The sequence below is a fragment of the Sulfurovum sp. UBA12169 genome, assembly GCA_002742845.1.
Taxonomy (GTDB): domain Bacteria; phylum Campylobacterota; class Campylobacteria; order Campylobacterales; family Sulfurovaceae; genus Sulfurovum.
In genome coordinates this window covers 313,981-326,052 of record DLUH01000001.1, presented here as the reverse complement: position 1 = coordinate 326,052, position 12,072 = coordinate 313,981, and the positions used below count along the sequence as shown (strand labels likewise).

11 protein-coding genes are annotated in these 12,072 nt (G+C 40.3%); 4 read left to right on the top strand and 7 right to left on the bottom strand.

What is annotated here, in order from left to right; translation table 11 throughout:
- From CFH81_01695 to CFH81_01685, 3 genes are all read left to right on the top strand, one after another.
- Window positions 1-351: a dinitrogenase iron-molybdenum cofactor biosynthesis protein gene (locus CFH81_01695; GenBank protein ID DAB41035.1), complete on the top strand. Its 351-nt coding sequence runs from the start codon at window positions 1-3 to the stop codon at window positions 349-351.
- Between the two features lie 43 nt (window positions 352-394).
- Window positions 395-1,363 carry a radical SAM protein gene (locus CFH81_01690; protein DAB41034.1) on the top strand — a complete coding sequence of 323 codons (969 nt, stop codon included), beginning with the start codon at window positions 395-397 and terminating at the stop codon, window positions 1,361-1,363.
- Window positions 1,364-1,496: 133 nt separating this feature from the next.
- Complete coding sequence (locus CFH81_01685; GenBank protein ID DAB41033.1) at window positions 1,497-3,917, top strand: phosphoenolpyruvate synthase; 2,421 nt, start codon at window positions 1,497-1,499, stop codon at window positions 3,915-3,917.
- Between the two features lie 28 nt (window positions 3,918-3,945).
- On the opposite strand, the gene CFH81_01680 is transcribed toward CFH81_01685, so the two are convergent.
- The 7 genes from CFH81_01680 to CFH81_01650 form a co-directional block, all read right to left on the bottom strand.
- On the bottom strand, window positions 3,946-4,206 hold the full coding sequence (locus CFH81_01680) for a hypothetical protein (GenBank protein ID DAB41032.1): 261 nt from the start codon (window positions 4,204-4,206) through the stop codon (window positions 3,946-3,948).
- 50 nt (window positions 4,207-4,256) lie between these two features.
- Window positions 4,257-4,967, bottom strand: coding sequence for a 1-acyl-sn-glycerol-3-phosphate acyltransferase (locus tag CFH81_01675; GenBank protein ID DAB41031.1), 711 nt, complete (start codon window positions 4,965-4,967; stop codon window positions 4,257-4,259).
- Window positions 4,945-5,988, bottom strand: coding sequence for a hypothetical protein (locus CFH81_01670; GenBank protein DAB41030.1), 1,044 nt, complete (start codon window positions 5,986-5,988; stop codon window positions 4,945-4,947). Before CFH81_01670 ends, CFH81_01675 begins: the two co-directional genes overlap by 23 nt.
- A complete protein-coding gene (locus tag CFH81_01665; protein ID DAB41029.1) occupies window positions 5,988-6,659 on the bottom strand; it encodes a phosphoribosylformylglycinamidine synthase I in 672 nt (223 codons plus the stop codon). The genes CFH81_01670 and CFH81_01665 overlap by 1 nt, the downstream gene beginning before the upstream one ends.
- Entirely contained in the window at window positions 6,659-6,898 is a 240-nt protein-coding gene (locus tag CFH81_01660; protein ID DAB41028.1) for a phosphoribosylformylglycinamidine synthase, read from the bottom strand. Before CFH81_01660 ends, CFH81_01665 begins: the two co-directional genes overlap by 1 nt.
- A gap of 87 nt (window positions 6,899-6,985) precedes the next feature.
- Window positions 6,986-7,714, bottom strand: a complete 729-nt coding sequence (locus CFH81_01655) for a phosphoribosylaminoimidazolesuccinocarboxamide synthase (GenBank protein DAB41027.1) — start codon at window positions 7,712-7,714, stop codon at window positions 6,986-6,988.
- Window positions 7,714-9,069 (bottom strand): peptidase S41, encoded by a 1,356-nt coding sequence (locus CFH81_01650; GenBank protein DAB41026.1) that lies wholly within the window; start codon window positions 9,067-9,069, stop codon window positions 7,714-7,716. Before CFH81_01650 ends, CFH81_01655 begins: the two co-directional genes overlap by 1 nt.
- 239 nt (window positions 9,070-9,308) lie before the next feature.
- Here CFH81_01650 and CFH81_01645 point away from each other — a divergent pair, with 239 nt between their 5' ends.
- The gene (locus tag CFH81_01645) at window positions 9,309-11,885 is read left to right on the top strand and encodes an ATP-dependent chaperone ClpB (GenBank protein DAB41025.1); all 2,577 of its coding nucleotides are present in this window, start codon (window positions 9,309-9,311) and stop codon (window positions 11,883-11,885) included.
- The last annotated feature ends 187 nt before the right edge of the window (window positions 11,886-12,072 follow it).

The window sequence follows — 12,072 nt, the reverse complement described above, 5'->3', positions numbered from 1 at the left end:
ATGAAAATTATATTTACGACAAAGGGCAAAAGTTGGGATTCTGCAATGGATCCAAGGTTTGGAAGAGCAGATACCTTGGCTATGTATAATGAAGAAGAGGATTCATTTTCCGCTGTCTCCAATACGGATGCAGAAACAATGGATCATGGAGCGGGACTTCAGGCAGCAAAAAAGGTACTTGAGCTTAATCCTGATGTGCTTATCACTGGAAATGGTCCGGGCAACAAAGCGTTAGAGATACTGAAAAAATCAAAAGTTGCCATCTATATCGGAGCAGGCGATATGACGATAAGAGAGGCTTATGATGCCTATCGTGCCGGCAGATTGCCGAAATTTGAAAGCAAAGCGTAAAAACAAAAAAAGCATTTGAGATGCTGCAAAGAAAGAGGCTGATATGCAACAAGAAGATTTGGAAAAATTAAGTTTCGGGCCTGTACCCTCTAGAAGGCTCGGCAAAAGTTTAGGGATCAACAATATCCCGCCGAAAATTTGCTCTTATGCGTGTGTATATTGCCAGCTGGGCAAAACGCTTCACAATCAAATCGGAAGAACGCCCTTTTATGACCCGAAGGATGTATTCTCTTCGGTTGAAAAACGGTTGCAATCATCGATAGAAAAAAATGAAACGGTTGATTATCTTGCATTTGTCCCTGACGGAGAGCCGACGCTTGATATACATTTGGGAGAGGAGATCGGCTTGCTGCACGCGCTTGGCATCAAAATTGCCGTGATTTCGAATGCTTCATTGATATGGGACGAGCAAGTAAGAAAAGAGCTATGCAAAGCCGATTGGGTTTCGTTAAAAATCGATGCGGCAACCCCGTCGGTTTGGCATCAGGTAAACCATCCCAACAAAAACTTGGATCTTGGAGCCATTCAAAAAGGTATGATCGATTTTGGATTCCAATTTCAAGGCTTTTATGCAACGGAAACCATGCTTATCGCTGGGATAAACGACTCTAAAGAGGAGCTCAATGCCATCGCGTCCATGCTGCAGAGCATAAAACCTACAAAAAGCTATATCTCTATCCCGACCAGGCCTCCGGCACAAGAGTGGGTAAAAGCACCAAAAGAAGAGGTTTTAGCCATGGCGTATCAAATATTTATGGAGCATGGCCTTGATACGGAATTGCTGATTGGCTACGAGGGCAATGCTTTTGCATTTACCGAAGATCCCAAATCGGATATTTTAAGCATTACTGCGGTTCATCCTATGCGAAAAGAAGCAGTTGAAGCATTTTTGAAAAAAGCAGATAGCGCTTGGCGTATTGTCGATGATCTGATCCGCGAAGGAAAACTGCTTGAATTGAAGTTTGATGAGCATATTTATTATGCCAGAAAACTTTTTTATGACAAAAAATAAAACTGTTTTTTAATTTGATAGCAAAAAATAGCTTTCAATTAAAACAGAACCCTCATTGTGCTACAATAATTTATCAATATTTTTTACACTAAAATAGTCAGAATAAACATAAAACAATAAAAGAGGGATGAGTATGTCCGGTTACATCAAATGGTTTAAAGAGATAGGTATCCAAGACGTGGATCTGGTAGGGGGCAAAAATGCTTCTTTGGGAGAAATGTATCAAAATCTTACAGCAGAAGGGATACGCATACCCAACGGTTTTGCTATTACTTCAGAAGCATACCGTCACATACTTGATGCCAATAATGTATGGGGAAAACTCCATGAGCAACTTGATACCCTCGATTATGACAATGTTGCACAATTGCAAGAAAAAGGCAAGATCTGTAGAGAAATTATTCTTGATTGTGTTTTGCCGGATGATCTTGTGGCACAAATCAAAGATGCCTTCGGGCAACTTAAGGCAGAATACAACGAAGAGGTGACTTTGGCCGTGAGAAGTTCTGCAACAGCAGAAGATTCCCCTGAAGCTTCCTTTGCAGGACAAAATGATACCTATCTCAACATAGGAACATTTGATGCGCTTTTGGATGCTTACAAGCGATGCCTGGCTTCAAATTTTACAGATCGGTCTTTGCATTACAAATACGATCATGGATTTGATACCTTCAGGGTTTATCTCAGTGTAGTGGTTATGAAAATGGTAAGAAGCGATATGGCAACAAGCGGTGTCATGTTCTCAATGGATCCCGAAACAGGATTTAGAGATGTGGTGTTTATTAATGCAGCCTATGGACTCGGAGAAAATATTGTTCAGGGCAGTATTGATCCGGATAGTTTTTATGTTCATAAGCCTACATTCGAAAAAGGTTTTCGTACCGTACTCAAGAGAAAAATAGGCAGCAAGGCTTTAAAAATGGTATTTACCCATGAATCTAACAGCAAAGTTGCTGCCGTAGAATACACAAAAAATATTCCAACGCCCAAGGAAGATCAAAATCGTTTTTGCCTTAGTGATGATGAGATTGTGACCTTGGGAGGGTATGCAATGAAAATAGAAAAACACTATTCTCAAAAAGCCAATGCATACAAGCCTATGGATATAGAGTGGGCAAAAGACGGTATAGACGGACAGCTTTATATTGTGCAGGCTCGTCCTGAAACGGTTGAGTCTCAAAAAAAAGAGAATGTTGCTGAACTCTATCGCCTTAAAAAAAATGGCAAAGTTCTCATAACAGGACATGCCGTTGGTACCAAGATTGGAAGCGGAAAAGTATGTAAGATAACCGATACCGCTGCGCTTGATCGATTTAAGCCCGGTGATGTGCTTGTTGCACAAACCACCAGCCCTGACTGGGAACCTTTAATGAAAATCGCATCAGCTATTGTTACAAACAGCGGAGGAAGAACCTGTCATGCAGCTATTGTTTCACGGGAGCTTGGCATTCCTGCGGTAGTGGGGGCAAAAAATGCAACGGAAATATTGGAAGATGGAGAGGAAATCACGGTAAGTTGTGCCCAAGGCGAAGTGGGTCATGTCTATGAGGGCATGCTGGATTATGAAATTCAAAAGATAGATTTGAATGCTTTGCCGAAAACTAAAACACAGATCATGATGAATCTCGGCAATCCTGATATGTCCTTTTCGCTCGCTTCACTTCCTGTGGACGGTATAGGCTTGGCAAGGATGGAGTTTATCATCAATGCGTCTATCAAGGCCCATCCAATGGCGCTCAAGCACCCTCAAAAAACAGACATAAAAACACAAAAATCTCTTATGCGTCTCACGGAGGCCTACATAAGCAATGATGATTTTTTCATCAAAACACTCTCTGAGGGGGTTGCCGCTATTGCAGCATCCGTTTATCCCAAGCCGTGCGTAGTAAGAATGAGTGACTTTAAGACCAATGAATATGCCACATTGCTTGGCGGTACTTTTTTTGAGTTTGAAGAAGCAAATCCCATGATAGGATTTAGAGGTGCAGCCCGCTATACCCATCCTGCATACGAGGAGGCATTTGCTTTGGAGTGCCGTGCGATGAAGCGTGTCAGAGAAGAGATGGGATTTGATAATGTGATTTTGATGATCCCTTTTTGCAGACGCATTGAAGAGGGGAAAAGAGTTCTTGAAACAATGGAAAAGTATGAACTTAAACGCGGAGAAAAAGGACTTAAGGTCTATGTGATGTGTGAAATCCCAAATAATGTTATTCAAATTGATGCCTTCAGTGAGCTGTTTGACGGTTTTAGTATCGGAAGTAATGACCTTACGCAACTTACACTTGGCGTTGATCGTGACAGTGAGATCGTAGCTTTTGACTATGATGAGCGCGATGAAGGGGTTATGAAAATGATCCAAATGGCCGTTGAAGGAGCAAAAAGAAACCATCGCCACAGCGGTATCTGCGGGCAGGGTCCTTCAGATTATCCTGAAATGGCAGAGGCTCTTGTGCAGATGGGGATAGACTCTATCAGTCTCAATCCGGACAGTGTTCTGCAAACCATTCAGAATGTCAGTGAATTTGAATTGAGACAGGAAAGAAAAAACTAAACTCCGACTTTGTTTGGAGTTTAAAACATTAGAACATCAGCTCTTGTTTAAGTTTTTCCTGATTCAGTTTTTTGATAAGTTTTGTGGAGAGTTCACCGTATTGTTCTTCAGTGAGATTGAGTTTGGCAGAGACCTCTTCTGTGGGAGTTTGGGCTGCCCAAGATTTTAAAAGTTTGTACTCTTTTTTTGTAAGCCTTACCTTGAGTACGGCATCAAGCTCTTCTTCTCCCTTTAGGGGTCTTACGAGTATTCTGATATGTTTTTCTATTTCTTCAGTGATGGTTGGCATCGGTTTCCTTTTTAATTGATAGATACTGGCGAAGTATGCATACGCCGGTGCTAACGGCTGCGATAATTGTGGGCATATTCATGGTCTATTACCTTTTGCATCTCTTTTTGTACTGTTATAAACCACTCGTCTTTGGCTTCTTTAACGTCAATAACGGAAAGAAAGTGAAAAGTAATAGTAGAATTGTGTCCTGTTTTATTGTGTTCATCGATGAGATGCTTGCTTCCTGTGATCACTACGGGTTGGACTTTTAGGCCTAATTTTTTGGCAACCATATTGGTTCCTTGTTTGAAGGGGAGCAGGGCCTGTCCTTTTGCCCTGGTGCCTTCGGGAAAGATCACAACGGCTCTATCCTTTGTATCTCTGGATTCTTTGACATCTTTGAGCAGCTTTACCAGCCCGGCTTTATTTTCCCTATCCAGAGAGATCATGTCGCCAAATTTTAACAAATTGCCAAACCAGGGCATCCCAAATAGTTCTTTTTTTGCTACCCAGCGCAGATGATTGGTCTGCAAGGCTTCCATGGCAATAATATCAATGATGCCCTGATGGTTCATGATATACATATCCGCACCGGTATCCATTTCCCCTTCTTGTTTTAACTTGCCGCCCAAAAGGAAGAGAATGACACGGTTGAGTTTGTGCATGATAATACCTTTGTGTTTATTGAAAAACACGATAGAGGGTATCATGAGTATTCCTACTACGAATGCAATAACAATTGCACCCCAAAAGAATCTAATTTTCGCAAAGATCTTCATTTTTGATCCACCCTATGATTCCTTTTTGGTACTCAATTTTTTTAAATTCTCCGCGTTCTCCAAGCAGCATCGACTCAAATTCCTTATCAGTTTTGGTGCTAACGGTGCTGGTTTGTGTCGGCAGAATATAAAGCGACGCCCCTTGTTTTACACATATTTTTTGGTGTGGTATATAAAAAGTCAGCAGCGTAATGAGTGAAACAGCACCAAATACCAGATAGAAAAAATCTCTTTTGACTATAAACATTAAAAGAAAAAAGAGTACTAAAAAGATAAAAACATATTTTTTGAGCTGTTCAAAACTGTCTTCCTGCGGATTAAGATCTGTTTGAGCGGAAACGGAAGCATCGGCAAGTTCAATAGGTATCTCAAAAGAGATATATTGTTGTTTGATAGTGTTAAAATAGGTAAAAGTGAGCATTTTTTGTGAAAGAGGCAAAACCACATAAAACTCGGCCTGCACTTTTGCTTGATCGCGATTAAGATCCTCAATGCCACACTCTATGACGTTTTTAAGACGCATATCTTCAAGATTTGCTTCGTAGGCTTCAATTGAAAGTGTGAGCAAATGATGGGATTCGTCATAGTTTGACACCTGATTATTTTTGATCTTCATATCAGCTGCAAGCACACCGGAAAAATCTTTTCTTCCTTGAAGTTTGGCTAGCTGGATTGTTTGTCCGTCAAGAGAAGTATCTTGTGCAGCAGAAGAGATAAAGAGTCTTGGGATAGGTATATCAGTTTTCGAAGCTTTAAAGTAAAATGTATAGAAGTTGTCACTCCCGTTTTTAACATTAAGCGGTGTTTTAAAAAGCGGCTGCGTTGAACTGCTTGAATCAAATGAGAATGTAGGAGTCTGTGCATTCTCATTTTTTATAACCATCACAGTAACAGGAAAGATCTGATTTTCATAAACCTTTTTTGGCATATAGCTGTATTTATATTCGCTGTGGGCATTTAGCAAAGAAGCAAAAATTAGAATGAAGCTCCATGTTGCCCAAAAAAAACGAAATACAGACATCAGTTTTCAAAGCCTTTTAGCATCTTGATTCCATCTTCTGAACCGAGGATGGACTCTAGAGCGCGTTCGGGATGCGGCATGAGGCCAAAGACATTTTTAGCCTTGTTGCATATACCCGCAATAGAGGATACAGAGCCGTTAACAACAACAGGATTTCCTTTTTTGTCACAATAGCGAAGTAAAATTTGTTTATTTTCTTCAAGTTGTTTCAGTCCTGCATCATCAATATAGTAATTTCCATCAGCGTGAGCGATAGGTATATTGAGCACCTCGCCTTTGTTGCATTTATTTAAAAAAGTATTGTCATTATTGACGACACAAAGATTTTGATACTTTGAGATAAAATGAAGATTATCATTGCGCTTGAGCGCACCGGGTAAAAGTCCTGCTTCTGTAAGGATCTGGAAACCGTTACAAATACCAAGCACTTTGCCTCCCTGATCTGCATAGGTTTTCACTGCTTGCATTACAGGCGAAAATCTAGCGATTGAACCTGAACGAAGATAATCCCCATAAGAAAAACCGCCCGGAACCACCACTAAGTCTATTCCCTCTGGCAACGTTTTTTCTTCGTGCCATACAATCTCGGTCGTGTGCCCCAATTTTTCAAATGCATACTTTGTATCAAATTCGCAGTTTGTTCCCGGAAATCTTAAGATCGCAACTTTCATTATGCTATCTCTATATTGTAATCTTCAATAACTGTGTTTGCAAGCAGTGTTTCACACATCTCTGTGACTTCTGCTTCCGCTTTTGATTTATCCGTTGCGGTAAGCTCAAGTATAATCTGCTTTCCGACCCGCACATCTTTTACATCGTTAAAACCAAGTGAAGTAAGTGCATGATGTACAGCTTTTCCCTGCGGATCAAGTACGCCTTCTTTTAAAAATACGTTTACGATAGCTTTCATTTTTTCTCCTTGCTTTTTTTGTTTAATGTATGGCTAATTTTTACCAAATTGTATGTTTGAGTCGGCCAATCTTTTGGCTTGCAATGGCTATTTGACTCCAAGTATTCTATTGAGTACTTCTTCGTAGGCAACCTTTAGTCCTCCTAAGCCTTCTCTGAATCTGTCTTTATCCATTTTTTCACCGCTGGTGCTATCCCAGAGTCTAAAGTTATCCGGACTTAACTCATCGATCAGAATGATGTTGCCGTTAATGTCTCGGCCAAACTCCAGCTTGAAGTCCACCAAAGTAAGATTGCGTTGCGCATAAAATGCTTTAAGAAGTTCATTGACCCTTCTTGCCGCATAGCGGATATATTCAAGTTCGGAAGTATCTTTGACCAACTCAAGAATAAGACAGTGCTGGTCATTGAGTTTTGGATCTCCAAGCGCATCATTTTTATAATCAAATTCGACCAGAGTGAAAGGAAGCACTTTTCCGTCTTGAATACCCAAGTTTCTGCTTAGACTCCCCGTAGCAATGTTTCTTACAATCACTTCAATTAAAATGACATCTGCTTTTTTGTGAAGCATATGGTTGTCGTCAATCATCTCAATAAAATGGGTAGAGATACCTTTATTGTTAAGATATTTAAAAAGCTCTGTTGAAATTTTATTATTGAGGGCGCCTTTGCCTTCTTCTGTAGCTTTTTTCTTTCCGTTAAATGCTGTCAGATCGTCTTTAAACTCTGAGATATAAAGTGCTTCATCGTCGGTCGACCATATTTTTTTGGCTTTGCCTTCATAGACAAGTGTTTTTTTTATTGCTTTGTTTGCCATTACTTTTTCCCTTTGTTTGTAATAATAAGTGCTTTGAGAATATCCATACTGCTTTTAAGCTGAGCGTCATTATAGAGTTGCTCTTCAGTAATGATTGTTTCATCTATTTTGGTTGCATTGTCTTCGCCTATCGTGGTATTTGCATCGATTTCAATTTTTTTTGTCGTTTCTATTTTTTCAAGTTCGCTGGTCAAATGCTTGCTGAGATCCTTTTCTTTAAGTAAAACAGGATCATCGTTTTGTTCTATTTTTCCAAAATGAACTATGATATCGGGCGTAACGCCTTCAGCTTGAATCGTACGTCCGCTTGGCAGATAATATCTTGCTACGGTCAGCTTTAATGCCTCTTCTTTGCCGATAGGCATGACTATCTGCACTGAACCTTTGCCAAAAGTTTTTTCTCCTACCGTGACAGAGCGGTTAAAATCTTGAAGCGCGCCGCTGACGATCTCGCTCGCACTTGCACTGCCGCCGTTAACGATGACTACAATAGGCGTTGTTGTGTCAGTATTTTCTTTGTGCGCTTCAAAAGTGATATTTTCTTCTTTGGTTTTACCTTTTTGGGAAACGATAACTCCTTGGTCGATAAACAAATCGACCAGTCCGACCGCTTGGTCAAGCAAACCGCCGGGGTTGTTTCTTAGATCAAGTATAATCCCTTTGGTTTTAGAATGCTCCTTAAGGGCTTTTTGGACATCCTCAACCACTTTTTGATCAAAAGAAGTGATACCCAGGTAGAGAATTTGCTCATCAGTCTGAATTGTTTTTGCATAGACTGATTGTATTTTGATGATATCTCTTGTGATTTTTATGACTAGCGGTTTAGGTTCATTTTTTCGGATAAGCGTTAAAACAATATCTGTTTTTGGTTTACCCCTCATAAGTTTAACGGCATCATCAATATTCATACCTATCGTTGCTTTGTTGTCGATTTTGAGAATGATATCCCCGGCTTTAACACCGGCAGTAAAAGCCGGTGTGCCGTCAAGCGGTGCAATTACGGTCAGTGCGCCGTCTTTCATTCCTACAGAGATGCCCAGTCCTCCAAATTCTCCTTTGGTTTGGACGGTCAAATCTTTATAATCTTTTGCGTCCATATAGGTTGAGTGGGCATCCAGGTTGGTCATGAGTCCTTTGAGCGCTTTGTCTACCAGGGCAGAAGTATTAACATCGTCGACATATTGATTTTCGATAATGTTTAGTATCTGTGTGAATTTAATATAGGCTTCGAGTTTTTCTTTGGCGGTAGATTTTTCAGCAGTGCTCTTTGCTTCTGCAAAACTGCCAAAAAGGTAGGCAGCAGTTATGGTGGAAAATAATCCTAACGCAATCACTCTTTTGCTTTTTTTAATCATTTATACTCTTTTACTGTGTATTAAGCGTATTTGTTCATACTTTTTAAGATATGGTATACAGATTCATAATTTTATTTAAAAATATCTAAGAGTAGGCTTTTGAATCAAGGAATGATTTGTATGGTTTTAGATACATAAAAATATCATTTAACAAAAATACGAAAGAAACTTGACACACATTGACTAAAGATGTATAATTTATTCAGAATTATACTATTACAAGTACTAGAAGGAAAGGTATGAAAAATATATTAGAAAAACTTACACACCAAATGACAAGCGCTATCGAATCAGGTTTGTCGCTTGCGTTGCATAATAAAAATCCTGAAGTGGAGCCCGTACATCTTATTTGGGCGCAGTTGACCAATAGCGGTTCTGTGCTGCACCAAACACTCAATAAAATGAATGCAGATAAAGCCGCCATAGAGCTTGAAGCTAAAAGCATCGCCAATAAGTTGCCCGCCGTATCGACTGTTACCAAAGAAAATATTAAGCTCTCTCAAAATCTTGTACGGTCTTTACAGGCAGCCGAAGGGGTAATGGCAGCCAACGGGGATCAGTATCTGGCAGTTGATTCTTGGCTGATTGCCAATATTCAAGAAAGTTTCATGAAAGGTGTTTTTGGAAAATATATTGATATCTCCGAATTTAAAAAAACACTTGAGTCGATCCGGGGAGGCAAGCAGATTGATTCTCAAAGCGCAGATGAAACACTTGAAGCACTGGCCCAATACGGCATCGACCTCAATCAGAAAGCAAGAGAGGGTTCGCTCGATCCTGTCATCGGAAGAGATGAAGAGATTCAGCGCGCCATGCAGATTTTGATCCGTAAAACTAAGAATAATCCTATTCTTATAGGTGAACCCGGAACAGGCAAGACGGCTATCGTTGAAGGTTTAGCGCAGCGTATCGTAAACAAAGAAGTGCCGCTAAGCTTACAAAATATGCGGGTAATCTCATTGGATATGAGCAGACTGATCGCCGGAGCTAAATATCGGGGTGAATTTGAGGACAGGCTTAAAGCCGTGGTTGATGAAGTTAAAAAAGCAGCCAATGTTATTCTTTTTATCGATGAGATACATACCATCGTGGGTGCCGGAGCAAGCGAGGGAAGTATGGATGCGGCAAATATTCTCAAGCCTGCTCTTGCGCGCGGCGAGCTCCATACTATCGGAGCTACTACGCTCAAAGAGTATCGCAAATATTTTGAAAAAGATGCTGCGCTTCAAAGACGTTTTCAGCCAATCAAGGTAGATGAACCGAGTATCAATGAGGCATTGCAAATTCTCAGAGGCATCAAAGAGAGACTTGAAACACACCATAACGTTATTATTACAGACGGTGCACTTGTGGCCGCAGCAAAACTTTCAGATCGCTATATTACCGATAGATTTTTGCCGGATAAAGCCATAGATCTTATTGATGAGGCAGCTGCTGAGCTTAAAATGCAAATCGAAAGCGAACCCACTGATTTGGCAAAAACAAAACGTGAAATTTCGACACTTCAAGTGGAAAAAGAAGCGCTCAAGATGGAAGAGGGTGAGAAAAATGCTGTACGTCTTGGCGAGATAGAAAAAGAATTAGCCGATTTTGAAGAGAAAAAGAGATCATTGCAAAGCCAATTTGAAAATGAAAAATCGGTGTTTAGCCAAATTGCTGAAGTCAAGTCCAGTATCGAATCTTTGAAGACCCAAGCAGAGCAGGTGAAGCGTGAAGGTGATTTCAATAAGGCTGCTGAGATTGAATACGGACTGATTCCCGCAAAAAATGGGGAACTCAAAGCACTTGAGGCCAAATGGCATCAAATGATGAGTGAAGGGACACTGCTTAAAAATTCGGTCGATGAAGAGATGATCGCAAGTATCGTCAGCCGATGGACGGGCATCCCGGTAACCAAAATGCTTCAAAGCGAAAAAGAGAAGATCTTGCACATAGAAAATGTGCTACAAGAAGAAGTAGTAGGTCAAGAAGAGGCCCTAAAAGCCGTTGCCAGAGCTATCAAGCGCAATAAGGCAGGATTAAGCGACACCAATCGCCCTATCGGCAGTTTCATGTTTCTGGGACCAACAGGCGTAGGTAAAACACAAGTGGCAAAAACTTTGGCGAAATTTTTGTTTGATACAGAAAAATCACTCATTCGTATCGATATGAGCGAGTATATGGAAAAACATGCAGCCAGCCGGCTTGTCGGTGCACCTCCCGGATATGTCGGGTATGAAGAGGGCGGGCAGCTTACTGAGGCCGTAAGAAGAAAACCTTATTCGGTTGTACTTTTTGATGAGATTGAAAAGGCGCATCCTGATGTATTTAATACGTTGCTGCAGGTGCTTGATGACGGACGTTTGACTGATAACAAAGGGGTCACGGTGGATTTTAAAAATACCATTATCATTATGACCTCCAATATCGCTTCAAGCAAAATTATGGAATTTAGTGATGCCCAAGAGAGAAGAAAAGCGGTTAATAATGAGTTGAAGCTTCATTTTAAACCCGAATTTCTTAATCGGTTGGATGATATTGTAATTTTTAATCCTCTCAACAAAGAAGCCATTGCCAGCATTGTGGATATACTTTTCAAGGGTATTCAGAAAAAATTGCAAGAACGAAATATTACCGTCATACTTAAGCCTTCAGCAAAAGCATATATTGCTGAAGCCGGATTTGATCCTGTATACGGGGCAAGACCACTCAAAAGAGCTCTTTATGAAGTCGTGGAAGACACGCTGGCTGAACTCATTCTTGCGGATAAAGTTGCCGAAGGCTCAAGTATTATTTTTGACGTAGAGCAAGGCGAAATTATTACGCAAATTAACTAATCTCTTTATCATTCCCGAGTCTGTGGGCTTGGGAATGCAGGCTGCTGCTCTTTTTTTGTAAATTATTTTTTTTCTTCTCATTGCAGTGACTGCATAAAATAATTTTTTAAAGCATTGAAACGGATACATAGTGCTAAAATACTAAAAAATAATTTGATCTTAAAAATATCTCCAGAAACGATAAGTA

Coding starts and splice junctions, on each gene's coding strand:
- CFH81_01695 (DAB41035.1), top strand. CDS start 1: ATGAAAATTATATTTACGACAAAGGGCAAAAGTTGGGATTCTGCAATG.
- CFH81_01690 (DAB41034.1), top strand. CDS start 395: ATGCAACAAGAAGATTTGGAAAAATTAAGTTTCGGGCCTGTACCCTCT.
- CFH81_01685 (DAB41033.1), top strand. CDS start 1,497: ATGTCCGGTTACATCAAATGGTTTAAAGAGATAGGTATCCAAGACGTG.
- CFH81_01680 (DAB41032.1), bottom strand. CDS start 4,206: ATGCCAACCATCACTGAAGAAATAGAAAAACATATCAGAATACTCGTA.
- CFH81_01675 (DAB41031.1), bottom strand. CDS start 4,967: ATGAAGATCTTTGCGAAAATTAGATTCTTTTGGGGTGCAATTGTTATT.
- CFH81_01670 (DAB41030.1), bottom strand. CDS start 5,988: ATGTCTGTATTTCGTTTTTTTTGGGCAACATGGAGCTTCATTCTAATT.
- CFH81_01665 (DAB41029.1), bottom strand. CDS start 6,659: ATGAAAGTTGCGATCTTAAGATTTCCGGGAACAAACTGCGAATTTGAT.
- CFH81_01660 (DAB41028.1), bottom strand. CDS start 6,898: ATGAAAGCTATCGTAAACGTATTTTTAAAAGAAGGCGTACTTGATCCG.
- CFH81_01655 (DAB41027.1), bottom strand. CDS start 7,714: ATGGCAAACAAAGCAATAAAAAAAACACTTGTCTATGAAGGCAAAGCC.
- CFH81_01650 (DAB41026.1), bottom strand. CDS start 9,069: ATGATTAAAAAAAGCAAAAGAGTGATTGCGTTAGGATTATTTTCCACC.
- CFH81_01645 (DAB41025.1), top strand. CDS start 9,309: ATGAAAAATATATTAGAAAAACTTACACACCAAATGACAAGCGCTATC.